This is a genomic window from Streptomyces goshikiensis, assembly GCF_014650555.1.
Classification (GTDB): Bacteria; Actinomycetota; Actinomycetes; order Streptomycetales; family Streptomycetaceae; genus Streptomyces; species Streptomyces goshikiensis.
Map to the genome: position 1 here is coordinate 436,416 of NZ_BMVE01000001.1, position 23,018 is coordinate 459,433.

General features: G+C 73.6%; 22 protein-coding genes. 5 read left to right on the forward strand and 17 right to left on the reverse strand.

The window, feature by feature from the left end:
* Positions 1-2 precede the first annotated feature (2 nt).
* Positions 3-716 (reverse strand): TetR/AcrR family transcriptional regulator, encoded by a 714-nt coding sequence (locus IE248_RS01950; RefSeq protein WP_073798258.1) that lies wholly within the window; start codon positions 714-716, stop codon positions 3-5.
* A gap of 44 nt (positions 717-760) precedes the next feature.
* The gene (locus IE248_RS01955) at positions 761-1,708 is read right to left on the reverse strand and encodes an AurF N-oxygenase family protein (protein WP_073798257.1); all 948 of its coding nucleotides are present in this window, start codon (positions 1,706-1,708) and stop codon (positions 761-763) included.
* Positions 1,709-1,882: 174 nt separating this feature from the next.
* On the opposite strand from IE248_RS01955, the gene IE248_RS01960 reads away from it, so the two are divergent.
* The gene (locus IE248_RS01960) at positions 1,883-2,992 is read left to right on the forward strand and encodes a ferritin-like domain-containing protein (protein WP_100582684.1); all 1,110 of its coding nucleotides are present in this window, start codon (positions 1,883-1,885) and stop codon (positions 2,990-2,992) included.
* A 120-nt stretch (positions 2,993-3,112) separates the two neighbouring features.
* On the opposite strand, the gene IE248_RS01965 is transcribed toward IE248_RS01960, so the two are convergent.
* Positions 3,113-4,585: a penicillin-binding transpeptidase domain-containing protein gene (locus IE248_RS01965; RefSeq protein WP_190029840.1), complete on the reverse strand. Its 1,473-nt coding sequence runs from the start codon at positions 4,583-4,585 to the stop codon at positions 3,113-3,115.
* A complete protein-coding gene (locus IE248_RS01970) occupies positions 4,582-6,033 on the reverse strand; it encodes an FtsW/RodA/SpoVE family cell cycle protein (protein WP_229895088.1) in 1,452 nt (483 codons plus the stop codon). Before IE248_RS01970 ends, IE248_RS01965 begins: the two co-directional genes overlap by 4 nt.
* Positions 6,034-6,171: 138 nt before the next feature.
* Here IE248_RS01970 and IE248_RS01975 point away from each other — a divergent pair, with 138 nt between their 5' ends.
* The 3 genes from IE248_RS01975 (at position 6,172) to IE248_RS01985 (ending at position 8,349) form a co-directional block, all read left to right on the forward strand.
* Positions 6,172-6,561: a DUF6325 family protein gene (locus IE248_RS01975; RefSeq protein WP_037791263.1), complete on the forward strand. Its 390-nt coding sequence runs from the start codon at positions 6,172-6,174 to the stop codon at positions 6,559-6,561.
* Positions 6,561-7,127, forward strand: a complete 567-nt coding sequence (locus IE248_RS01980) for an SHOCT domain-containing protein (RefSeq protein ID WP_190029841.1) — start codon at positions 6,561-6,563, stop codon at positions 7,125-7,127. Before IE248_RS01975 ends, IE248_RS01980 begins: the two co-directional genes overlap by 1 nt.
* Positions 7,128-7,221: 94 nt before the next feature.
* Positions 7,222-8,349, forward strand: coding sequence for a C40 family peptidase (locus IE248_RS01985; protein WP_073798253.1), 1,128 nt, complete (start codon positions 7,222-7,224; stop codon positions 8,347-8,349).
* Between the two features lie 15 nt (positions 8,350-8,364).
* Here IE248_RS01985 and IE248_RS01990 read toward each other — a convergent pair whose 3' ends face one another.
* From IE248_RS01990 to IE248_RS02015, 6 genes are all read right to left on the reverse strand, one after another.
* Positions 8,365-8,850, reverse strand: a complete 486-nt coding sequence (locus IE248_RS01990; protein ID WP_190029842.1) for a DUF3515 family protein — start codon at positions 8,848-8,850, stop codon at positions 8,365-8,367.
* 70 nt (positions 8,851-8,920) lie between these two features.
* Positions 8,921-10,168, reverse strand: coding sequence for a styrene monooxygenase/indole monooxygenase family protein (locus IE248_RS01995; RefSeq protein ID WP_073798252.1), 1,248 nt, complete (start codon positions 10,166-10,168; stop codon positions 8,921-8,923).
* 20 nt (positions 10,169-10,188) lie between these two features.
* Positions 10,189-10,830, reverse strand: coding sequence for a GTP-binding protein (locus IE248_RS02000; protein WP_008738069.1), 642 nt, complete (start codon positions 10,828-10,830; stop codon positions 10,189-10,191).
* Positions 10,811-11,212 (reverse strand): DUF742 domain-containing protein, encoded by a 402-nt coding sequence (locus IE248_RS02005; RefSeq protein WP_008738068.1) that lies wholly within the window; start codon positions 11,210-11,212, stop codon positions 10,811-10,813. The genes IE248_RS02000 and IE248_RS02005 overlap by 20 nt, the downstream gene beginning before the upstream one ends.
* A complete protein-coding gene (locus tag IE248_RS02010; RefSeq protein WP_073798251.1) occupies positions 11,209-11,703 on the reverse strand; it encodes a roadblock/LC7 domain-containing protein in 495 nt (164 codons plus the stop codon). The genes IE248_RS02005 and IE248_RS02010 overlap by 4 nt, the downstream gene beginning before the upstream one ends.
* Positions 11,700-14,726 carry a sensor histidine kinase gene (locus IE248_RS02015; RefSeq protein WP_229895089.1) on the reverse strand — a complete coding sequence of 1,009 codons (3,027 nt, stop codon included), beginning with the start codon at positions 14,724-14,726 and terminating at the stop codon, positions 11,700-11,702. The genes IE248_RS02010 and IE248_RS02015 overlap by 4 nt, the downstream gene beginning before the upstream one ends.
* Before the next feature lie 455 nt (positions 14,727-15,181).
* Here IE248_RS02015 and IE248_RS02020 point away from each other — a divergent pair, with 455 nt between their 5' ends.
* Positions 15,182-15,955 carry a protein phosphatase 2C domain-containing protein gene (locus IE248_RS02020; protein ID WP_100582680.1) on the forward strand — a complete coding sequence of 258 codons (774 nt, stop codon included), beginning with the start codon at positions 15,182-15,184 and terminating at the stop codon, positions 15,953-15,955.
* Between the two features lie 32 nt (positions 15,956-15,987).
* Here the strand turns inward: IE248_RS02020 and IE248_RS02025 are convergent, their stop codons facing one another.
* From IE248_RS02025 to IE248_RS02055, 7 genes are all read right to left on the reverse strand, one after another.
* Entirely contained in the window at positions 15,988-16,437 is a 450-nt protein-coding gene (locus IE248_RS02025; RefSeq protein WP_073798248.1) for a MarR family winged helix-turn-helix transcriptional regulator, read from the reverse strand.
* Between the two features lie 158 nt (positions 16,438-16,595).
* Positions 16,596-18,992 carry an endopeptidase La gene (gene lon / locus IE248_RS02030; protein ID WP_073773091.1) on the reverse strand — a complete coding sequence of 799 codons (2,397 nt, stop codon included), beginning with the start codon at positions 18,990-18,992 and terminating at the stop codon, positions 16,596-16,598.
* Between the two features lie 107 nt (positions 18,993-19,099).
* Complete coding sequence (locus IE248_RS02035; RefSeq protein ID WP_190029843.1) at positions 19,100-20,095, reverse strand: FUSC family protein; 996 nt, start codon at positions 20,093-20,095, stop codon at positions 19,100-19,102.
* Between the two features lie 64 nt (positions 20,096-20,159).
* Entirely contained in the window at positions 20,160-20,912 is a 753-nt protein-coding gene (locus tag IE248_RS02040) for a DUF4097 family beta strand repeat-containing protein (RefSeq protein ID WP_190029844.1), read from the reverse strand.
* Positions 20,913-20,976: 64 nt separating this feature from the next.
* Entirely contained in the window at positions 20,977-21,801 is an 825-nt protein-coding gene (locus IE248_RS02045) for a sulfurtransferase (RefSeq protein WP_190029845.1), read from the reverse strand.
* Between the two features lie 63 nt (positions 21,802-21,864).
* The gene (locus IE248_RS02050) at positions 21,865-22,104 is read right to left on the reverse strand and encodes a DUF397 domain-containing protein (RefSeq protein WP_073798244.1); all 240 of its coding nucleotides are present in this window, start codon (positions 22,102-22,104) and stop codon (positions 21,865-21,867) included.
* Positions 22,101-22,937 (reverse strand): helix-turn-helix domain-containing protein, encoded by an 837-nt coding sequence (locus IE248_RS02055; protein WP_373301447.1) that lies wholly within the window; start codon positions 22,935-22,937, stop codon positions 22,101-22,103. Before IE248_RS02055 ends, IE248_RS02050 begins: the two co-directional genes overlap by 4 nt.
* Positions 22,938-23,018 lie beyond the last annotated feature (81 nt).

Genomic DNA, 23,018 nt, shown 5'->3' on the forward strand with positions numbered 1-23,018 from the left:
TGTCACAGCAGGTGCGCCGCCCCGGAGACCACGGGGATCACCCGCCGGGCCAGGACCCCGACCGGGCCCTGCGGGGATTCCAGCGCGAGTGCGGCCCTGGCGGCCGCGGCCGTTTCGGGGTCGGTGGCCGCGGTGGCGGTGAGGAGGGCGATGAACTGGTCCAGCAGCCAGTCCCGCAGCTGGTCGATGCCGGGCTGTTTGCCCTCGTCGATCCAGATCAGCGAGGCCGCCTCCACGGCGGTGATCCAGGTGCGGACCATCATCCGCAGCCGCCGCCCCGGCTGCGGGACCCCCAGGTGGAGGAGGATCGCGTCGGCCGCGGCCCGGCGGATGCCGTCGACGGTGGCCGTGGTGCGGGAGGTCTCGACGACGCTGCCGCCCTGGAGGAGGGCGGAGAAGCCGGCGGAGTGTTCGTCGACGAAGGCCAGGTAGCGGTCCAGGGCCCGGGAGAGCCGCTGGGTGAGCGGGCCGGCCTGGGGTTCGGCGAAGCAGAGTTCCAGGATGTCGGCCGCCGAACGCAGGGCGGCTTCGTAGAGCTGCTGCTTGCCGCCGGGGAAGTAGCGGTAGACCAGCGGGCGCGAGACGCCGGCGGCTTCGGCGACGTCGTCGAGGGAAACGTCCTCCGGGGCGCGGTGCGCGAACAGCGACAGGGCCGCGTCGAGGAGTTGGGCCCGCCGCTCCTCGACGCTCAGCCTGCGGTACGCGCGTACGGTCATGCCCGCAGGGTAGCCCGTGGGGCGGCCCCGGGGCGGCGACCTGCTCAGGCCAGGAGCCCGGAGCTCTGCCAGAGCCGGCGGCCGACCCCGCGCAGGATGCCGATGTCGTCGAAGAAGTCGGTGAGCCGCTTGGCGCCGGTCTGCATGACCTCCCGCCGGTGGCCGCTCGCCTTCACCTGGGCGACGGCTTCGCGCCGGTCCAGGCCGATGTTGTCGTAGACCTGGGGGTTGACGAAGGCCAGCGAGAAGACGCGGGCGGCCTCGCCGCAGCTGACGCGGGTGAGTTCCCGCTCCCAGCGCGGGGCCGTCAGCATCTGGCGGCGGAGTTCCTCGCGGGCGTACCGGACGTGCCGGGCCTCTTCGATGACGTGGATGCGGGTCACGCCGCGCACGAGGGGCTGGATGCGCTCGTCGGGGAAGGTCAGGCGCTGCATCCAGTCGAGGACCTCCTCGCCGAGCAGGGTGCAGGCGAAGGATCCGGGGGTGGTGGAGATGGTCTTGAGGACCCGGGCGAGGTTGTGGTTGGCGCGGGAGACCGGGTACGCGGGCACCCCGGACTTCTTGATCATCCGGGCGAACATCATCGAGTGGCGGCACTCGTCGGCGATCTCGGTGAGCGCATAACGGACGTGATTGCTGGTCAGGGACTTGTCGTAGATGTGCCGGACCATGAGCTGCATCAGGATGATCTCGAACCAGATGCCGAGGGAGGCGAGGGCGGCCGCCTCGTGGCGGGAGAGGTCGATGCGCTGCTCCTCGCCCATCTTCTTCCAGAGCGGGGTGTCGTAGAGGGAGAGCAGCTCGGGGGGCCAGTAGTACTTGCCGTCGATCGGCGGGGCGTCCCAGTCGAGTTCGCTGTCGGGGTCGAAGGAGTGCTTGGCGGAGGAGTCGAGCAGCCGTGCGGCGATCTCCTCGCGGTCCTTGAGCGTGCCGAGCGCGTCGCGGAGGACGGTGAGGCCCTCGTGGCCCGTGCGGTCTGCGGTGGTCGTCATGGCGGGGGCACCTCGCCCTTGTTTCCGGCGTTACCAGCGGTCACTTCTTATGAGACTGCCTGTCAGCAAGGTCGTCAATCCCCCGCGCACGACTTGTTGACCCGCTGTCTACCAACGTGTGACCCTGCCAACTGTCCGGTCTTGTACGGCAGTACGCGAGACGAGGGGGCGTCAGTGTCGACGCACGAGCTCTACACCACCGGCCCGGGCGAGGGCGTCTGGCAGGTCCCGGCCACCGGCGCGGCCCGGTTCAGCTGGGAGTACGCCGACGGTCGCGAACGGCTCCTCGCGCTCTACCAGAAGGGCAAGGACAAGCAGTGGGACGGCGCCAAGCGGATCGACTGGGAGCTGGAGGTCGACCCGTACGACCCGCTCGGCACCCCGGACGAGGCACTGACGCTCCACGGCACCCGGCACTGGGCGAAACTCACCGAGAAGGACAAGGGCGAGCTGCGCCGGCACTACACCGCCTGGAACTTCAGCCAGTTCCTGCACGGTGAGCAGGGAGCGATGGTGTGCGCGGCCCGGATCGTCGAATCCGTGCCGGACCTGGACGCGAAGTTCTACTCCGCCACCCAGACCATGGACGAGGCCCGGCACGCCGAGATCTTCGGCCGGTTCCTGCACGAGAAGGTCGGGATGCTCTACCCGGTCAACGACAGCCTCCGGGGGCTGCTCGGCGACACGCTGCGCGACTCCCGGTGGGACATGCCGTACCTGGGCATGCAGGTGCTGATCGAGGGGCTGGCGCTGGCCGCGTTCGGGATGATCCGCGATACGACGGACAAGCCGCTGCCGAAGCAGATCCTCGCGTACGTCATGCAGGACGAGGCCCGGCACGTGGCGTTCGGGCGGATGGCGCTGCGGGACTACTACAAGCAGCTGACGGACGCGGAGTTGCGCGAGCGCGAGGAGTTCGTCATCGAGGGCTGCCATCTGATGCGGGACCGGTTGCAGGGCGTGGAGGTACTGGAGAACTTCGGCGTCTCGAAGAAGGAGGCGCGGGAGTTCAGCGAGCAGTCGGAGTTCCTGCACCTGTTCCGCAGGCTGCTGTTCAGCCGGATCGTGCCGTGCGTGAAGGACATCGGGCTGTGGGGCGAGCGGTTGCAGAAGGCGTACCTGGAGATGGGCGTCTTCGAGATGGGCGACTCCAACCTGGACCTGCTGATGCGCCAGGACGAGGAGATGGCCGAGGCGCTGGACCGCGAGCGGTTCGCGACGGAGGAGCGGGAGCGGGTGGCGGAGGTCGAGGCCGCCATCGCGGACGGCCACCGGCCGGGCTGACGCCGGGGCCGGGTACGCCACCCCGCCGGGCGAACCGGTCCGGGGTGCGGCCCAGCTGCCCGGGGCTGCCAGCCACCTCTCCCGCGGCTGCGCCGCCAGGCACGGGCGGCGGGGCGTGGGCTAGCGGCGGCGGGTGGGGGTGGCGAGGGCGGCCTGCATGACCGCGCGGGCGATGGGGGCGGCCGCGCTGTTGCCGCTGATGTCGCCGCGGCGGGCCGAGGCGTCTTCGACCACGACCGCCACCGCGACCGCCGGGAAGGGCGCGTCCTGCGCCTTGGCCCAGGAGATGAACCAGGCGTACGGGGTGCCCGCGTTGCCGACCCCGTGCTGGGCGGTGCCCGTCTTGCCGCCGACGGTCGCGCCCGGGATCGCGGCGTTGCGGCCGGTGCCGTCCTCCACCACCTTCACCATCAGCTCCTGTAGCCGCAGCGCCGTGGCCGGGCTCATGGCTCGGCCGAGGCCCCGCCGGTCGCCGCGCCGCACCTGTGAGCCGTCGGCCTGGGTGGTGCGGTCCACCAGGTACGGGGACAGCACCTCCCCGCCGTTGGCGACGGCCGCCGCGACCATCGCCATCTGGAGCGGGGTGGCCGTGGTGTTGAACTGCCCGATGGCGGAGAGCGCCAGCTGGTCGGGGCTCATGTCGGTGTCGAAGTTCGAGCGCGACACCCAGGAGGGCACGTACAGCCCGCCGTCGTTGAAACCGAACCGGCGCGCCGCCTCCACCATCCCGCGCAGCCCGACCCGGACCCCGATCTTGGCCATCACGGTGTTGCAGGACCACTGCACCGCCTCCGCCATCGAGGCGTCGGCGCAGCCGGTGCTCGTGTTCGGCAGCAGGGTGCTGGTGCCGGGCAGCGGGTACGGGTCGGGGGTCTCGGTGGGCGCGTCCACATCGGTGACGACCCCGGAGTCGAGGGCGGCCGCCGCCGTCACGATCTTGAACGTGGAGCCCGGCGGATACGTCTCGCGCAGCGCCCGGTTGAGCATCGGCCGGGCCGGGTCCGCGTTGAGCCGGGCCCAGGCCGCCTTGACCCGGGCGCCCGTGCCGGAGAGCTCGGACGGGTCGTAGGAGGGGCTGCTGACGAGGGCGAGGACGCGCCCGGTGGCCGGTTCGACGGCGGCCACCGCGCCGCGCTTGCCCCCGAGCCCGGTGTAGGCGGCGAGCTGGACCGCGGCCCGGATGGTGGTCGCCGCGTCGCCGCCGGGCGGGCGGCCGCGGGAGAGCTCGTACCAGAGGGGGAAGGCGGAGAGCCCCGGGTCGGTGCCGGCCAGGATCCGGTCCTCGGCGCGCTCGATGAAGCTGGTCCCGTACGTCTGGGAGGAGAAGCCGGTGACGGGCGCGTAGAGCGGGCCGTTGCGGTACGTCCGCTCGTAGCGCAGCAGTTGGCCGCTGTCGCGGGAGCCGGTGACGGGCCGCCCGTCGACCAGGATGTCGCCGCGGCGCTCGGCGTAGCGCTGGATCGCGGGCCGCTTGTTGGCCGGGTTCGACGCGGCGGCGGCGGACTCCCAGACCTGCACGCGGGCGACGTTCACGAGCAGGGCGGCGAGGAGGAGGGCGCAGAAGTACGCGCACCAGCGGATGTAGCGGATCACCGGGCGACCCCCGTGGTCTCCGCCGGATCCGCCGGCCCCGTCGGCGGCTCCGGCGGGCCCGTCGGCTCCGTGCCGTCCGGGCCGTCCGGGCCGTCCGGGCGGGGCCTTCGGGCGCAGTCGCTGAGCCGGACCAGCAGGGCGACGATGATCCAGTTGGTGACGACGGAGGATCCGCCCTGGGCGAGGAACGGCATGGCCATGCCGGTCAGCGGGATCAGTCCGGTGACGCCGCCCGTGATGACGAACACCTGGAGGGCGACGATCGAGGCGAGCCCGGTGGCGAGGAGCCGCCCGAAGGGGTCGCGCAGGCCCAGCCCGGCGCGGAAGCCGCGGGCGACGAGGAGGCCGTAGAGGAGCAGGATCGCGCTGAGGCCGACGAGGCCGAGCTCCTCGCCGGCGGTGGCGAGGATGAAGTCCGACTTGGCGGCGAAGCCGATGAGGAAGGACTGGCCGTGGCCGAGGCCGGAGCCGAGGAGTCCGCCGGCGCCGAAGGCGAACAGGGACTGGGCGAGCTGACCGGGGCCCTCGCCGCGCTCGATCGAGGCGAAAGGATTCAGCCAGTCCTCGACGCGGCTGTGCACATGGGGCTCGAAGGTGCCGACGGCGTAGGCGCCGAGGGCGGCGAGGATCAGCCCGATGGCGATCCAGCCGATCCGGCCGGTCGCGGTGAACAGCATGATGACGAAGAGGCCGAAGAAGAGGAGCGAGGTCCCGAGGTCCCGTTCGAGGACGAGCACGCCGACGCTGAGCAGCCAGATGGCGAGGATCGGGCCGAGGACCCGGCCCGGGAGGAGCTTCAGCTTCCAGAACAGCCGGCGGCCGCCGAGCGCGAGGGCGGTGCGGTTCGCGGCGAGGTAGGCGGCGAAGAAGACCGCGAGCAGGATCTTGGCGAACTCCCCGGGCTGGAAGGAGAACCCGGCGAAGCGGATCCAGATGTGGGCGCCGTTGACGGCGGGGAAGAACACCGGGACGAGCATCAGCGCGAGCGCGACGGCGACGGAGAGGTACGCGTAGCGCTGGAGCGCGCGGTGGTCGCGGAGCGCGGCGACGACGAGGACGAACAGTGCGAGCCCGAGGGCCGACCAGCGCAGCTGCTCCCCGGCGGTGGGGTGCCCGGGGGTGGTCAGGTCGAGGCGCTGGATGAGGACGAGGCCGAGGCCGTTGAGGAGGAACGCGATCGGCAGCACGAGCGGGTCGGCGTACGGGGCGCGCAGGCGGACGGCGAGGTGGGCGAGCAGCGCGGCGGCGGCGAGGCCGCCGGCGTAGCGCGGGGTGGGGCGCGGCAGGTGGCCGCCGTCCGCGACGGCGACGTAGAGGTAGCCGAGGACGCAGACGAGGACGGCGCCGGCGAGCAGCGTCAGCTCGACGCCGCGGCGGCGCCGGTGGGCGTGGGCGCCGGGGGGCGGGGGCGGGGCGGGCTCGGCCACCTTCGCCGTCAGAGCGCTCATACCGGAAACGTAGCAAGCGGGCGGGCTCTATGTCCGGTTATGTCATAGTGTGCCGAAGAGTCGTCAGAAGCGTTTGCCTGATGTCCGGATGTGCGGTCAGAAGTGGTCGCAACGGTCAGGAGTGGGGTGCCGCGGCACATGGGACCTGTGGAATTCATCGTCCTCGCCTTCCCCGAGGAGCAGCTGCGGGTACCGGCGGTGGAGGCCGTGATGGGGCTCCGCAAGGCGGGGGTCGTCCGGCTGATCGACGGGCTGGTGGCGACGAAGACGGCGGCGGGCGAGGTGATGGCCGCGGAGTTCGACGAGTTCATGGAGCTACGGGGGCTGCTGGCGCACCGGGAGGCGGCGCGGCTGATCGGGCCGGAGGACGTACGGGAGGCGGCGGACCTCCTGGACCGGGGCAGCTGCGCGCTGCTGCTGGTGGTGGAGCACGTGTGGGCCGAGGACGCGGCGATCGCCGTACGGGCGGCGGGCGGGCGGATCGCCGGCTCGGTCCGGATCCCGGTGGAACGGGTGGGGGCGGCCTGATGTTCATCCGACCGGTGGGCGTGACGGTGTCGGCGGCGATCCGCCCTGCGGGGCGCCCCCTGCTACGGGGCCTGCTCGCGCGGGCGACCACGGGGACCGCGCCGGGCTACGGGGACGCCGGACGCTCCCGCTCCGCCGAACAGGGCGCCGGCGCCTACGCCTATGCCGACCCCTACGCCGACGCCGACGCCAACACCGAGGAGCCGCCGGAACCGGACGGCGCCGGGGAGCCGGCGCGGCGCGGGTACCCCGCGCACCCCCCGTACCCGGAGCAGGCGGGCGCCTACGCCGAGGAGCCGCCGTACCCCGAGCCGGACGACGCCGACGAGCCAGACTGGTCGGAGCCCGCCGAACGCGGGGCGGAGCCGGGCGGCGTCGGCCGGGCGGCCGGACCCGGCGGCGAGCCCGGGGCCGGCAGCGGGGCCGGGGCCCGGGCCGCGGATCGGGCGGCGGAGCCGTACGCCGGGCTGCCGGCGGAGTTGGCACAGCTGGCCGGGCTGGCCCGCGAAGGCCTGCTCACCCCGGAGGAGTTCGCGGCCGCCAAGGCCCTGCTCCTCCACCCCTGACCGGCCGGACGGGTGAGCCGGGCGGCACCCCCGGTGCGGGGGCGGCGATTTGTCATACCGGGAGTGGCAGCATCGGCCGCCCGGAGGTGATCACATGTCGAACCGGCTGCTCCGCGCGGCCTGCGTCGCCGCGGCGCTCCTCGTCGTCGGCCCGCCGCCCCAGCAGGCGCGGGCGGAACCGGTGGGGGCGCTGCTGACCCGGTTGCAGGGTCTGTACCAGAAGGCCGAGGAGGCCGCCGAGGCCTACAACTCCACCGAGGCCGCCCTCAGGTCCCGCCAGGACGAGGAGCACCGGCTGACCGCCGAGCTCGGCAGGACCCGCCGGGCCCTCACCACCGAGAGGGCCGTCGCCGGCCGGCTGGCCCGGGAGCAGTACCAGGGGGCCCGGGGGCTTTCCCCGTACGCCCGGATGCTGCTCAGCGGCGATCCCCAGGCCGCCCTGGACGAGCGGCGTATCGCCGCCCGCGAGGGCGCCCGGCAGGCCGCCCTGCTGGCCCGGCTGGCCAAGGGCGAGCGGCAGACCGGCCGGCTCGCGGCGGCCGCCCGCAAGGCCCGGGACACCAAGGCCGAGCTGGTCGGGGAGATGCGGGAGCGCAAGGAGGAGGTCGGCCGGCAGCTGAAGGAGGTCGAGCGGACGCTGGCCGCGCTCACCCCCGGTGAGCTCGCGCAGCTCGACGAGCGGGAGGCCGCCGACACCGCCGACGCACAGCGGGAGCTGCTGAGGTCCGGGGCCCTCGGCAGCCCCCGTACCCGTACGCCCACCGCCGCGGGCGGCGCGGCGCTGACCTACGCCACCGCCCAGATCGGCAAACCGTACGTCTGGGGCGCCGAGGGGCCGGGGTCCTTCGACTGCTCCGGCCTCACCTCGCAGGCGTGGGCGCACGCCGGCCGGTCCATCCCCCGGACCAGCCAGGAGCAGTGGGAACGGCTGCCCCGGGTGCCGCTGGACCAGCTGCGGCCCGGGGACCTGGTGGTCTACTTCCCGAAGGCCACGCACGTGGCGCTCTACATCGGGGAGGGCAAGGTGATCCAGGCGCCCCGGCCGGGAACGAAGGTCAAGGTCTCGCCGATCGCCGCGAACCCGCTCCTCGGCGCCGTCCGCCCCGACTCCGACGGCACCCCCCTCACCCGCTTCACCCCACCGCCCCTGCCGGAACCCGACCCCTCGGACCCGGCCGCCGGCGACGACACCGGCTACTCCGCCGAGGAGGCCCCGGGTTAGCCCCTCGGGCAGGTGTCACGTGTCGCTCAGGCTGAGGCACTTGGACTTCTGGGGGAGGTCCCGCACGGCCCCGTCGATGACGACGAGGGCGTCCCCCGCCAGGAGGCCGTCGTCCTCGAAGGCGATTTCCACGGCGGGGACGCGCCCGTAAGTGGTGAGCACCCGCGGCCCGCCGCGCTTGGCCCGCTCCTCGTCGAGGACCCAGTCAGTGCCGTTGACGTTCATGCACGTGTTGACCGTGGGGGCGAGGGGCTCGACGCCGCAGCGCAGCACGATGGAGCCGCCGCCCCAGCCCGCCACGCCGCGCCCCTCCACCGGGTCGCGCTCCTTCCCGAGCAGTTCACCGGGCAGCCGCGCGAGGACCGTCCGGCAATGGGGATCGGGGGCGAAGGGGCCGGACTCCACGGAGTACCCCCCTGAAAGGGCGTAGGCCCCCGTGGCCGCGAGCCCGAGCCCGAGCACTCCGAGACCGGCCAGGAGCGTCGTCTTCTTCCGGTCCACTTCGCTCCCCCTGCTCGACCGCGAGGCATACGGACGGAGGCCCCCGGGATCGGGGGCTGAGGCGTCGGGGTCAGCCCTGGGGCTTCGCGGAGGCTTCTGCCAGGTAGTCCGCGGTGTCCTGGGGGTCGTAGAAGTAGGCGTCGAAGTCGGCCGGGTTGTCGAAGCCGTTGGCGAAACGATCCGCCACGGGCTGGAGCTGCCCGGCCGCGCCGATCAGGTTCAGCACGTGCTCCGGCGGGACGCCCAGCATCGCGTTCGTCCACTGGGTCACCGGCTTGCCCGTCGTGAACCAGTACTTGTCGAACGTCGCCTTCATCCACGCCTCGTCGAACGGCTTGTCCCCGTGCATCAGGACCGACGACAGGTACGACGCCGCGCACTTGGCGGCCGAGTTCGAACCCTGCCCCGTGATCGGGTCGTTCGCGACGACCACGTCCGCGACGCCGAGCACCAGACCGCCGCCCGGGAGCCGGCCGATCGGGTTGCGGACGACCGGCGCGTACCGGCCGGCGAGCGTGCCGCCCGCGTCCGTCAGCTCCGCCTTCGCCGCCCGCTCGTACTCCCAGGGGGTGAACCGCTCCATCAGCCGCAGCGTCAGCGCCAGGTGCTCCGCCGGGTCCTTGACCCCGCTGAAGACGTCCAGCGGACCGCCCGGGAGGCCCTCCCAGAACAGGATGTCCGCCCGCCCCGACAGGGTCAGCGTCGGCATCACGAACAGCTCGCCGACCCCCGGCACCAGGTTGCAGCGCACGGCCTCCGTCCGCGGGTGCTCGGGGCGCGGCTCCAGCCCGTGGACGTACGAGACCGCCAGCGCGCGCTGCGGCGCCTCGTACGGGGAGCGCGCCGCGTCCCGCCCGAACATCGACACCAGCTCGCCCTTGCCCGCGGCGACCAGCACCAGGTCGTACGTACGGGAGAAGTAGTCGAGGTCGGCGACCGACGCCCCGTGGATGACGAGCTGTCCGCCGCGCTGGACGAAGGTATCGATCCAGCCGGCCATCTTCAGGCGCTGGTCGACGGACTGGGCGTAGCCCCTCAGCCGGCCGAGCCAGTCGACGGGGCGGCTGCCGTCGGGGCCGGCGACCGAGACGCCGATGCCCTCGATCCGGGGGGCCTGGCGCTCCCAGAAGTTCAGCCCGAGGTCCCGCTCGTGCTGGAGCGCGGTGTCGAACATGACCTGCGTGGACATGACCCGGCCGGTGCGGATCTCGTCCGCCGTCCGGTTGGACATGAGGGTGACCTCGTACCCCTTGTCCTGGAGTCCGAGGGCGAGCTGGAGACCGGACTGGCCGGCCCCGACGACGAGTATCCTGCGCATCTCACGTTCTCGATTCGGGTCTATTCGGGGGTGTTGTCGAGGGCGTGGCCCACCAGCGCCAGCAGGGATTCGACGACCGTGTCCCGGCTCCGCGCGTCCATGATCACGACAGGTACCGACGGCGGGATGCTGAGCGCCTCGCGCACGTCCTCCGGCTCGTACGAGCGGGAGCCCTCGAAGTGGTTGACGGCGACGGCGTACGGGAGCCCGCAGCTCTCGAAGTAGTCGAGCGCGGGGAAGCAGTCGCGCAGCCGGCGGGTGTCGGCCATGACCAGCCCGCCGATGGCCCCGCGGACGAGGTCGTCCCACATGAACCAGAACCGCTCCTGGCCGGGGGTTCCGTACACGTAGAGGACGAGGTCGTCGTCGAGGGTGACGCGGCCGAAGTCCATGGCGACGGTGGTGGTGGCCTTGTCCGGGGTGCCGGACAGGTCGTCGGTCGGGACGCTGGCCTGGGTCATCACCGCCTCGGTGCGCAGCGGGGTGATCTCGGAGACGGACGACACGAAGGTGGTCTTGCCGACCCCGAACCCGCCCGCGACCAGCACCTTGACGGCGACGGGGGCGCGCGAGCGGTCGTACTGCCACGGCTGGACGGGCTCGTCGTCGAGGATCGCGGCGGCGGAAGCGGCGGCGGCGGTTTCAGAGACGGCGAAGGCCACCGAGCACCCTTTCGAGCAGCGCGCGTTCGGGGCGGCCGGCGCCGTGCCCCGTCCCGTAGACGCGGATCCGGCCCTGGTCGGCGAGGTCGCTGACGAGGACGCGGACGACCCCGAGGGGCAGCTTCAGCAGCGCGGATATCTCGGCGATCGTGCGCATGCGGCGGCAGACCTCGACGATGGCGGGCATCTCGGGCATGCGGTCGCCCTTGCCCTCGCCGGGCTGCGGCTCGGACGCCTTCGGCTCCAGGGCGGCGACGAACGTCTCGACGTGCAGCACCTGCGTGAAGCGGGTGCGGCCGCCCGTGAGGGAGTACGGGCGCACACGGGCGGGGCGGCGGTCGGCGCCGCGTATCGGCAGCCGGTCGGAGGCCGTACTCCTCACGGGGTCTTCTCCATCGACTGGCGCAGCTCGCTGCGGACTTCGGGGGTCAGGACGTGGCCGGCGCGGCCGACGAACAGGGCCATGTGGTAGGCGACGACGCTCATGTCGCAGTCCGGGGCGGCGTGCACGCCGAGCAGGGAGCCGTCGCTGATGGCCATGACGAAGACGGAGCCGTGCTCCATCGCCACCATGGTCTGCTTGACCCCGCCGCCGTCCATGAGGGCGGCGGCGCCGGTGGTGAGGCTGCCGAGACCGGAGACGATGGTCGCCAGGTCGGCGGACGCGCCGCGGGGGCCCTTGGGGCGGCCGGTGCCGGTGGCCTGGCCGGAGTCGTCTCTGACCGCGGCGGGCTCCGAGGAGAGCAGCAGCAGACCGTCCGAGGACACGACCGCGACGGAGTTGACGCCGGGCACCTCCTCGACCAGGTCGGTCAGCAGCCACTGCAGGTTGCGGGCCTGGGTGCTCAGTCCGTACGTACTGGGCGCGGTCATGTGCGTGCCTCCTGTGCGGTGTCCCCCTGGTCGGTGTCTTGCTCGTGCGCGAGTTCGGCGGCGACGACGCGGCGGCCGTCCTGGGCGCCCTGGTAGAACCCGCCGAGCCGGCGGCGCAGCTCGTCGGCGTCGACGCGGCGCGGCGGCTCGGGGCGCGCGCCTGCGGCGCTGTCCACGCGGGGGGCGGCCACGGCGCGGGGGGTGCGCTTGGGCAGGCCCTTGTCGGTGACGGCCTCGTCGGGGTGGCTGCCCTGACGGGGCACCCAGCTGCCGTGGGCGTCCTCCGCCCGCCTGTGCCCCTCCGGGGTCGGTTCGGCGGTCAGAGCCGGTCCGCCGGTCGCGGCGGGCGCGGCCGGCGCATGGGGCGCAGCCGGTTCGGCGGGCGCAGCGGGTGCAGCCGGTGCAGCCGGTTCGGCGGGCGCGGCCGGTTCGGCGGGCGCGGCCGGCGCGGCAGGTCCGCCGGGCGCGGCGGGCTGAGCGGGCGCGACCGGCGCATGGGGCGCAGCCGGTTCAGCGGGCGCGGCCGGCGCATACGGCGCGGCCGGTTCGGCGGGCTCAGCGGGTGCAGCCGGTTCAGCGGGTGCAGCCGGTTCGGCGGGCGCGGCCGGCGGGGCGGCCAGCGGCGCGGCCTCGTGCAGCGGCACGGGCCACCGCATCTCCCCCGGCACCGTCCCGGTCACACCGGCCGGATCCGGAACCCCGGTCTCGTCCCCGGACGGTACGTCCGCTTCCGCGGCCTCGTCGGCCGACGGCAGGTCACCGTCCGCGACCGGAGCGGCGGGCGGTACGTCCGCTTCCGGGGCGGGAGCCGCGAACGCCTCGGCCTCCGCCGCGTCCGGGACGACCCGGGCCAGCAGCTCGGCCTCCGGCCCCGGAACGGTGAACACCTCGTCGGCGGACGGCAGCTGCTCGCCCTCCTCCAGGGCGGGAGCCCCGGCCTCCGGGGCCGCCGGGGCGGGCTCGGCCGGGGTTTGCGCCGGAGGCGACGGGCGGCGGGCGCCGCGCCCCCAGGGCAGGGTGTTCTCGTTGGCCTCCGCGACGACGCCCGGCAGGACGAGGTCCGGTGCCGTCATGGCGTGCAGCGGCGGCGCCGTCGGGAGCAGGGTCGCGGGGACGACGACCAGCGCCTCCGTGCCCGCGTCCCGCGCCGCCCGGAGCTCGGCGGTGACGCCGTGCCGCGCCGCGAGCCGGCCGGCCACGTACAGGCCGAGGCCCAGGCCGTGTTCCGCCTCGGGTTCCTCGTCGTACGCCTCCGGGGTGGACAGCCGCAGGTTCAGGGCCGCGAGGCGGTCCCCGGTGATGCCGATGCCGCGGTCCACCACGGACAGCACCACCTCACCCGCGTCCGTCAGCCACCCGGAGACCTTCACGCGCGCCTCCGGCGGCGAGAACGTCGTCGCGTTCTCCAGCAGCTCGGCCAGCACGTGCGAGATGTCGTCGGCGGCGTGCCCCGCGACCTGGGTGAACGACGGCAGCGCCGCCAGCTCGACCCGCTCGTAGCGCTCGATCTCGCTGACCGCCGCCCGCATGACGTCGACCAGCGGCACCGGTCCGCCCGCGCCCGGGCCGTGTTCCTGCCCGGCCAGGACCAGCAGGTTCTCGTTGTGGCGGCGCATCACCGTCGCCAGGTGGTCCAGCTTGAACAGGGTCGCCAGCCGGTCCGGGTCCTGCTCCCTGGACTCCAGCTCCTCGATCACCGTCAGCTGGCGTTCCACCAGGCCGAGGGTGCGCAGCGAGAGCGACACCGAGGTCGTCGACATGACGCGGCGGTGTTCTTCCAGCCCGGCCCGCAGCTCCCTGAGCTCCGCTTCGAGCGTCTCCCGGCCGGCCACGAGCGCTTCGCCCCGGCCGATGAGACGGCGCCGGTCGGCGTCGAGGCCGGCGATGCGGGTGTGCAGCGAGACCGTCTGGTCGCGTACGGCGTTGAGGTGGCGTACGACCTCGGCGAACTCGTCGTTGCGGCCGGTGAAGCGGACCGGCTCGACCGAGCCCTCGGGCGTGGCCAGCCGCGCCGCGCCGCGTCTGAGCACCGACAGCGGCCGGGTCAGCGAGCGGGCGATGGCCGTGGAGACGCCGACGACGACGAGGAAGAGCAGGCCGAGCGCGGCGACGAGCGCTTCCAGCGCGGTCACGTCGTCGTCCCGCAGCGTGGCGAGCGCGGTGGCGCGCTGGCCGGCGAGGGTGGATTCCACGGACCGCATGCGGTCGATGCGGGCGGTGAGCGCGGAGCCGACGGCGGCGCCGTCGAGCTTGCGGTCGGCCGCGCTGAGGGTGGGCCGGTCGGTGAGGCGGCTCAGGTAGTCGTCGGCGGTCTTGACCTCGGGGCCGGTGACCGTGGCGGCGAGCGTCTGGCGCACGTCGGGCCGGGCGACCCGGGTGAATTCGTCGAGGGCGGCCTGTTCCCGTACCCGCGTGCGCTGGGCGGCGGTGGTCAGTTCGTCCACGACGGCCGCGTTCGCGGGCTGATCGCCGCGCGGGACGGCCAGCGCGGCGAGCAGCAGGCCGCGGGTGGCCGAGGCCTGCTCGACGGCCTGGCCCAGCGGGGCGAGCGGGCGGGTGGTGGCGAGGGCGGCCTCGGCGCGCGGCGGGGTGAGCTCGGTGAGCCGGTCGCCGGGTGCGAGGAGCTGGGTGATCACGCCGGCGTAGGCCTGGTGCGCGGCGAGGGCGGTGCCCTTGCCGTCGACGGCCTCGGTGCGGACGCCCTGGACCCGGGCGAGGGCGCGGGCGAGTTCCTCGTCGGCTTCGGCGCGGACCTCGGCGAGCTGCCGGTCGGTGCGCGTGACGCGCTCCTGGACGGTGGCCTTGCCGGCGGCGGGGCGCCCCTTGGCGGCGTACTCGACGACGGCGTCGCGCTCGTCGCCGAGGAGGTGCGCGAGGGTGAGGGTCTGCCCGGACTGTTCCGCGAGGGTGACCAGCCGCTGGGAGTCGTTCAGTTCCGCCATGGCGGAGACGACGGCGGGGCTGCCCGCCGCCAGGACGCTGAGACCGGCGACGGCGACGCCGACGACCAGCCTGCTGCGCACACGGACACGACGTCCTGTGGGAGCGGGGGCTGGTCCGTCGCTGGCGGTGCCGTTCTTCCGAGACCGCTTCTTCTGCACCGGTGCTCGCAATCCTGTACGTGTGCTCTAGCTCGTCTACTCGTGTGGCCGAGGTAACGGCCGGTCAACAAGTAAACGCCCCCTGCCCCCTCGTACCGCCTCAGACCTTCGCAGTGTGTTGGGGAGAGAGACGCACATCGCCCGCCCGGCCACCTGAACGAGTGAACAGTACGGAAGAGTTGGCGACCAACTCGGAGTCCGTGCGTCAGGGCGCCGCCGTGGACGGTCGGTTGAAACATCGACACGGCCTTTGGCAGTATGCCCGCCCACATCCCGGGGGCGGGCGGGGACGGGCGGTCCTCATCCACCCCACTTGGTACGGACCTTCGGTGGAGGTCCCTTCCCCTGATGAACCGCCTGCCGGGCAGAATGTCCGTATGCGCATCGACCTGGCCTCCCTCGCGGGCAACCCGGAACACCCCAACGAGGACTGGGTGTCGGCGGCGATCCCGGCCTCGGGCGGCGGCGTCCTGGTGGTCCTGGACGGGGTCACCCCACCGCGCGGCGAGGTCGGCTGCGCGCACGGCGTGCCGTGGTTCGCGGCCCGGCTCGGCGGCCGATTGACCGAACTGTCCGGATCGCGGCGGGACATGCCGCTGGACCGGATTCTGGCCGAGTCCATCCGCGAAACCGCCGACGCGCACCGGGACACCTGTGACCTTTCTCACGTCCGCACCCCGCAGGCGACGGTGGTCGTGGTGCGCTGGGACGGGGCGTACGTGGAGCACCTGGTGCTCTCGGACTCCGTGCTGCTGCTCCAGGCGCCCGGCGGCGGGGTGACCGCGGTGCTGGACGACCGGCTGGACCGGGTGCCCGCCGAGGTCCTCGCCTCGGTGGCGGCGACGGACGCGCTGCGCAACGCGGAGGGCGGCTTCTTCACGGCGGCCGCGGACCCGGCGGTGGCCTCGCGGGCCGTGACCGGGCGGACCCCGCGCGGGGAGGTCCGGGCGGTGGCCGCGCTCACGGACGGCGCGAGCCGCTGGACGGACACGTTCGGGGAGGGCGACTGGGCGGACTGCCTGGCGGTGCTCCGCAAGGAGGGCGCGGAGGGCCTGATCCGCCGGGTCCGCGCGATCGAGTCCGATCCGGCGCGGCCCCCGGCCCGCCACAAGCGGCACGACGACGCCTCGGCGGTGTACGCGGAGCTGTGAGCCGGGCGGCCCCCGGCCGCTACTCCTCGCCCTTACTCCTCACCCTGTTGCAGGGTGTTCAGCTGGTTCAGCAGCCGGGCCAGTTCCGCCACCTCGCCCCGGTCCCAGCCGGACAGCTTGCGCATGTACTGCTCGCGCCGGGCCACCCGCACCTTCAGGAAGCGGGCCCGGCCCTCGATCGTGAGCCCGACGAGGAAGGCGCGGCCGTCGGCCGGGTCCGGCTCGCGGGCCACCAGGCCCAGCTCCTCCAGGGCCCGCAGCTGCCGGCTCATGGTGGCCTTGCCGACGCCGAAGTAGGCGGCGAGTTCGGTGGCCCGCTGCTGCCCGGCGTCCTCCAGCCGGACGAGCAGTCCGTACGCGGCCGGTTCCAGCTCGGGGTGGAGGGCGCGGGCCATCTCGCCGGAGGAGGCGCGGGCACGCCGGAGGAAGACGGACAGCTCCCGCTCCAAGGCAAGGAACTCCTGGTCTTCGCTCGCGTGCACGTGCTGCTCCCGTCGGTGGTGTGTGGCACCTGGTCTGGTGTGAAGTGCCCAGTATTTCCCAGCGGGCGCGCCGACGGCCCGGGGCCCCGCCGGAGCGGGGTCCCGGGCCGTGTGCGGCCGCCCGGAGGGAGGCGGGGTGCGGCGCCGGGTGCGGCGGGTCAGGCGGCCGTGGTGAACGCGGCCTCCGTCTGCGCGAGGGCCAGCTCCAGGACCTGGCGGACGTCCGTCACCGGGTGGACCTCCAGCCCCTCCAGCACCTCCGCGGGGACGTCGTCCAGGTCGGCCTCGTTCCGCTTGGGGATGATCACGGTGGTCAGCCCGGCCCGGTGCGCGGCGAGCAGCTTCTGCTTGACCCCGCCGATCGGCAGGACCCGCCCGGTCAGGGAGACCTCGCCGGTCATCGCGACGTCGGTGCGCACCTGCCGCCCGGAGAGCAGCGAGGCCAGCGCCGTCGTCATCGTGATGCCCGCGCTCGGGCCGTCCTTGGGCACCGCGCCGGCCGGGAAGTGGATGTGCACGCCCCGGTCCTTCAGGTCGGCGACGGGCAGTTCCAGCTCCGCGCCGTGGGAGCGCAGGAAGCTGAGCGCGATCTGCGCGGACTCCTTCATCACGTCGCCGAGCTGCCCGGTGAGGGTGAGGCCGGCGGCGCCGGTCTCGGGGTCGGCGAGCGAGGCCTCGACGAAGAGGACGTCACCGCCGGCCCCGGTCACCGCGAGGCCGGTGGCCACGCCCGGGACGGCCGTGCGCCGCTCGGCGGGGTCCTGCGCGGACTCCGGGACGTGGTGCGGGCGCCCGATGAGCCCGCGCAGGTCGTCGGCGCCGATCCGGAAGGGCAGTTCCCGCTGCCCCAGCTCGTGCTGGGAGGCCACCTTGCGCAGCAGGCGCGCGAGGGACCGCTCCAGGGTGCGCACGCCCGCCTCGCGGGTGTACTCGCCGGCCAGCTTGCGCAGCGCGTCCTCGCCGAGGACGACCTCGTCGGCGCCGAGCCCGGCGCGCTCCAGCTGCCGGGGCAGCAGGTGGTCGCGGGCGATGACGACCTTCTCGTCCTCGGTGTACCCGTCGAGGCGCACCAGTTCCATGCGGTCGGCGAGCGCCTCGGGGATGGCTTCCAGCACGTTGGCGGTGGCCAGGAAGACGACGTCGCTCAGGTCCAGCTCCACCTCCAGGTAGTGGTCCCGGAAGGTGTGGTTCTGGGCGGGGTCCAGGACCTCCAGGAGGGCCGCCGCCGGGTCGCCGCGGAAGTCGGAGCCGACCTTGTCGATCTCGTCGAGCAGCACGACCGGGTTCATGGAGCCGGCTTCCTTGATGGCCCGCACGATCCGGCCGGGCAGCGCCCCGACGTAGGTGCGGCGGTGGCCGCGGATCTCGGCCTCGTCGCGGACGCCGCCGAGGGCGACGCGGACGAACTTGCGGCCCATGGCGTGCGCCACCGATTCCCCGAGGGAGGTCTTTCCGACGCCCGGAGGACCCACGAGGGCGAGTACGGCGCCGCCCCGGCGGCCGCCGATGACGCCCATGCCGCGCTCGGTGCGGCGCTTGCGGACGGCCAGGTACTCGGTGATGCGGTCCTTCACGTCGCTGAGGCCGGCGTGCTCGGCGTCGAGGACGGCGCGGGCGCCGAGGATGTCGTACTCGTCCTCGGTGCGCTCGTTCCAGGGCAGCTCCAGCACGGTGTCCAGCCAGGTCCGGATCCAGGAGCCCTCGGGCGACTGGTCGCTGGACCGCTCCAGCTTGTCGACCTCCTTGAGGGCGGCCTCCCGCACCTTCTCGGGCAGGTCGGCGGCCTCGACGCGGGCCCGGTAGTCGTCGGACTCCTCGCCGTCCTTCTCGCCGTTGATCTCGCGCAGTTCCTTGCGCACGGCTTCCAGCTGGCGGCGGAGCAGGAACTCGCGCTGCTGCTTCTCCACGCCGTCCTGGACGTCCTTGGCGATGGAGTCGGCGACGTCCTGTTCGGCGAGGTGGTCGCTGAGCGCCTTGATGGCGAGGCGGAGCCGGGCGACCGGGTCGGCGGTCTCCAGCAGTTCCACCTTCTGGGCGACGGTCAGGAACGGCGAGTACCCGGAGTTGTCGGCGAGCGCCGAGACCCCTTCGATCTGCTGGACCCGGTCCACGACCTGCCAGGCGCCGCGCTTCTTGAGCCAGCTGGTGGCGAGCGCCTTGTACTCGGTGACCAGCTCGGCGACGGCCCCGGGCAGCGGATCGGGGACGTTTTCCTCCACGGTCTGGCCCTCGACCCAGAGCGCGGCCCCGGGCCCGGTGGTGCCGGCGCCGATCCGGACGCGGCCGCGGCCGCGGATCAGCGCGCCGGGGTCTCCGTCGGAGAGCCGGCCGACCTGCTCGACGGTGCCGAGCACCCCGGTGCCCGCGTACGTGCCGTCGATCCGCGGTACGAGCAGCACCCGGGGCTTCCCGCTGGTCGCGGCGGCCTGGGCGGCCTCCACGGCGGCCCGCACCTCGGCGTCGGACAGGTCCAGCGGAACGACCATCCCCGGCAGCACGACCTCTTCGTCGAGCGGCAGCACGGGCAGAGTGAGTGTGACGGACGTCGAAGCCATGATCTTCCCTCCGGCAGTCAAGTTGAGCTATGCCGACTCAATGCACCTGCGCGGCCGGATGTTCCCCAACTCCCGTTCGCCCCGGGCGAACACCTCCGACGACCCGGTCAGGGCGCGGTGGACAGGTGGTCGGCGAGGGCCTCGTGGGTGAGGTGGAGGCCGGCGCGCAGGACCGCGTCGTGGCGGGTGGGGAAGGCGGCCCGGTGCGCGGCGTCCAGGGCGCGGGCGCGGGTCAGCTCCGCCGTGCAGTCCGCTCCGCGCAGGGCCTCGTCCAGGGCCCGGGAGGTGGCCCGCAGGAGGGGCTCCAGCGCGCGCACGGCCGGGTCCGGGCCGATGGTGGCGGCGGTGGCGCGGGCCCGGTCGGTGAGTTCGCCGGTGAAGAACTGGAGGGTGAGAGCGGTGCGCGCGGCCAGCCCCAGCCGGGGCCGCAGGCCCGCCAGGCGTGCGCCGTCGGCGCGCTTCAGCGGGACGAGCCGCAGCCGGGCGAGGGTTCCGTCCAGGGCGGCGGCCAGGGCCTGCGGGCGTCGCCAGAGCCGGGCGGCCTCCGGCCCGGCGGGAGCGGGCTGCCCGGCGGCGGCCCGGTCGGCGATGGCGCCGAGGCGGGCGGCCACCTCGGTCCGGTACGCGTCCAGCCCGGCCCGCGCCGTCCGGTAGGGGTCGGGCGGCCACAGCAGGGGCCCGAGGAGGGCCACGACGGCGACCCCGACCGCGCTCTCCTCCAGCCGGGCCAGCGGGTAGCCCGGGGTCGCGGTCGCGTAGATCATCAGCGCGGAGATCAGGACCTGCTGGTTCGGGCCGGCGGCTCCGCCCAGCAGGTACATGCCCGCGCAGCCGCAGACCGTCACGAGCAGGAACGAGGCCGTGGACAGCGGCAGCCAGTGCAGGACGGCCACGGCGATCAGCACGCCCACCACCACCCCCGCCATCCGCTCCAGGGCCAGCCGGGGCGCCGCGAAGACGTCCTCGCGCAGGATCAGGACCGCCGGGAGGGCGGCCGGCACCGGGGCGCTGCTGGTGCCGAGCCAGACGCACAGTCCCCAGGGGACGACGGCGCACACGATCAGCCGGGCGGCCGGCCCCAGCGAACCCCGCAAGGCGGACATGCCGGACATCGTAGGGGGAAGGCGGGTCCCGGGCGCCGGAGGACGGGCGGTGTCGGGCCGCCCGCTACGGCGCCGAGATCCGGACGTCGCCCGAGCTGGTCTTCGCCGAGATCCGGGCCTCGGCCGAGGGGGACGTCGGGACCGACACCTCGCGGCTGCCGGAGTCGGTGGAGACCTCCACCCGGTACGGGCCGGCGGGCACCTTCAGGGTGACGTCGCCCGAGCTGCTCCTCGCCGCGAGCGCGGCGGGCGCTGCCGCGAAGTCCGCGCGGACGTCGCCCGAGTCGGTACGGATGTCCGCGCTCGAACCACCCAGCGCGGCGGCGGTGATGTCGCCCGAGGAGGTACGGACCTTCAGCGGGCCCGCGATCCGCTCGGCCGTGACCTTCCCGGAGTCCGACACCAGCTCGGCTCCCGCGACGCCCGTCACCGAGATCCGGCCGCTGCTGTTGTCGACCCGGACCGTCGCGGAGGCCGGGACCTCCAGCCGGTAGTCGATGGAGCAGCTCCCCGTACAGCCGTCGCTGAAGGTGAGCACCCCGTCCGAGACGCGCTGGCCGGGCGTGGGCCGGGTGTCGCCCCGGTAGTGGACGACCCGGCGGACGGTGACTCCGGGCCCCTTGCCGGGGGTGACCTCGACGGAGCCGGACCGGCCCTCGGTCACCTCGACCGCCGTGACCGCCTCGGTGACCTCGGTGTCGGCGCGGTCGGTCTTGCGGTAGCCGTCGCTGGGATGGCAGCCGGACAGCAGCAGCCCCGCCGCGAGGGCGACGACCGCCGTGGGTAAGAGCCGGGCTGACATGGCGTGGGAAGTCATGCCCCGAGTCTGCGGACCGCGACCCGCCCGGCCGATGGGGCCGGTACCCGGATCGGGGGTGGGGTTAACCCCCCGTCACCACCGGCAGCGCCGAGGGCATGCCCCACTCGCTCCAGGAGCCGTCGTACACCGCCAGTTGCCGGTACCCGGCGAGGTCGGCGCCGAGGGCCAGGACGCACGCCGTGACCCCGGAGCCGCAGCTGACGTAGAGCCGCTCCCGCTCCCCGGCCGCCGCCGCGAAGGCCTCGCGGAGTTCGGCGGCGGGCCGCATCCGCCCGGCCTGGTCCTGGAGGTCCCCGAAGGGCAGGTTCACCGCTCCCGGCATGTGCCCGCCGCGCAGCCCGGGCCTCGGCTCGGGGGCGGTACCGGCGAACCGCCCCCGGGTACGGGCGTCGAGCACGGCCGCAGCCGGGTCGGCCAGGGCGGCCTCGATGGCGGCGCTGTCCACCACCAGCCCCGGGCGGGGGCGGGCCGTGAAGGAGCCGCGCGGTCCGTCGTACGCCGGACCGGCCGCCTCCAGGGGCAGCCCGGCCGCCTTCCAGGCGGGCAGTCCGCCGTCGAGCACGGCCGCCCGGTCGAAGCCCATGGCGCGCAACATCCACCAGGCGCGGGCGCTGGAGTAGATGCCGAAGCCGTCGTAGACGACCACGGTGCTGGTGTCGTCGACGCCCAGATCCCGCATCGCCGCAGTGAACGCGGCGGCTCCCGGCATGGTGTGCGGGGCGGCGGCCTCGTGGTCGGACAGGTCGCCGTCCAGGTCGAAGGGCCGCGCCCCCGGAATCTGGTGGTCCGCACCACGGTGCGCGCCGACGGAGGCGTCGAACACCACGAGTCCGGGCGCCCCGAGGCGCTCCGCCAGCCAGTCGGTCCCCACGAGCGGGCCGGTCATCGCACAACCTCCGGAAGAGTCGGCGGGCCGCCGGAGAGCGGCCCGCCGTACATCCTCCTTCACCTAGCGCGCGGCCCAGGTGGTGAAGTCGGCCCAGGCGGAGGGCGCCAGGGCCAGGGACGGGACGGCGAGGTCCTTGGAGTCCCGGACGTGAACGGCGTGGGCGCAGGCCGCCACCTCGACGCACTGGCCGCCGCTGTCGTTGCTGTAGCTCGACTTGTGCCAGTCGTAGGCCACCTCGACGCACTGGCCGCCGCTGGCGTCGCTGTAGCTGGACTTGAACCACCGCAGGGTGTTGCTCACTGCTTCTCTCCCGCCAACCGCTGGATAAGGCCCAGTGATTCACGTGGGCCAAGGGCCTGTGCGCGCATCCTCGCATACCGCTGGGAGTACAGGCTTACCTTTGCCCGGTCGCTGATCGTCAGACTTTCATCCTGAGTCTCCATGTAGACGAGCCGGTCATGCTTGGGGGTTTCGATGAGGGTCATCCCCCCACGTGCGCCTGCATGTTCACCGGAAAATCCGCTGTCGAGCGGAAGGACCTGCACGGTCACATTGCGACGCTGAGCGAGTTCGGCGAGATGTTGGAGCTGCTCTCGCATGATGGCCTTGCTGCCAACGCCCCGGTACAGCGTGGACTCGTCCAGGATCAGCTCGATGAGCGCAACGGGCTCGCGCTTAAATAGCTCTGCGCGTGCCATCCGCCCCTCTACCAGCTCTTCGACCCGCTCGTCTGAGAGAACCGGGAAGCCGCCCGCAATCAGACCACGTGCGTAGGCTGGGATCTGGAACAGCCCGTTGATCACATGGGTCTCGAACATGCACAGGGTCAAGGCTTCCTTTTCCAGGACGGCGAAATCCTGGAAGTGCAGCGGAAACTTCTCCAGCCGCACCCATTCCCTCGCCTCCTCGAAAACCCCGAGACCGGCGCCGATCGCCTCTTCGAGCTTGACCAGCATCTGGTCACTCGGGGGCTGCGCGCAGGTCTCCATCGCACTGATGGCCGACCCCGTGTACCCCAGCTTCTCCCCCAGCGCCTTCTGGGTGAGGTTCTCCTTCTCCCTTAACGCCCGCGCCAGATGGGACACCAGCCGCGTCGCCCCACCCGCCATCGCCTTGTTGTCCGCCTTCGCCACAGGGCATCCCCACTCCACCGGATACAGCGCCGATCAGGTCAGAAAAAACGGTAGACCCGCGCACGGACGGAAGAGGAGCGA

Excerpts from the sequence above, each read along its gene's own strand:
- IE248_RS02045 (WP_190029845.1), bottom strand. The coding sequence starts at position 21,801 with ATGACCGGCCCGCTCGTGGGGACCGACTGGCTGGCGGAGCGCCTCGGG.
- IE248_RS01985 (WP_073798253.1), top strand. The coding sequence starts at position 7,222 with ATGTCGAACCGGCTGCTCCGCGCGGCCTGCGTCGCCGCGGCGCTCCTC.
- lon (WP_073773091.1), bottom strand. The coding sequence starts at position 18,992 with ATGGCTTCGACGTCCGTCACACTCACTCTGCCCGTGCTGCCGCTCGAC.
- IE248_RS01980 (WP_190029841.1), top strand. The coding sequence starts at position 6,561 with ATGTTCATCCGACCGGTGGGCGTGACGGTGTCGGCGGCGATCCGCCCT.
- IE248_RS01975 (WP_037791263.1), top strand. The coding sequence starts at position 6,172 with ATGGGACCTGTGGAATTCATCGTCCTCGCCTTCCCCGAGGAGCAGCTG.
- IE248_RS02010 (WP_073798251.1), bottom strand. The coding sequence starts at position 11,703 with ATGACCGCGCCCAGTACGTACGGACTGAGCACCCAGGCCCGCAACCTG.
- IE248_RS01950 (WP_073798258.1), bottom strand. The coding sequence starts at position 716 with ATGACCGTACGCGCGTACCGCAGGCTGAGCGTCGAGGAGCGGCGGGCC.
- IE248_RS02040 (WP_190029844.1), bottom strand. The coding sequence starts at position 20,912 with ATGACTTCCCACGCCATGTCAGCCCGGCTCTTACCCACGGCGGTCGTC.
- IE248_RS01970 (WP_229895088.1), bottom strand. The coding sequence starts at position 6,033 with ATGAGCGCTCTGACGGCGAAGGTGGCCGAGCCCGCCCCGCCCCCGCCC.
- IE248_RS02035 (WP_190029843.1), bottom strand. The coding sequence starts at position 20,095 with ATGTCCGCCTTGCGGGGTTCGCTGGGGCCGGCCGCCCGGCTGATCGTG.
- IE248_RS01995 (WP_073798252.1), bottom strand. The coding sequence starts at position 10,168 with ATGCGCAGGATACTCGTCGTCGGGGCCGGCCAGTCCGGTCTCCAGCTC.
- IE248_RS01955 (WP_073798257.1), bottom strand. The coding sequence starts at position 1,708 with ATGACGACCACCGCAGACCGCACGGGCCACGAGGGCCTCACCGTCCTC.
- IE248_RS02020 (WP_100582680.1), top strand. The coding sequence starts at position 15,182 with ATGCGCATCGACCTGGCCTCCCTCGCGGGCAACCCGGAACACCCCAAC.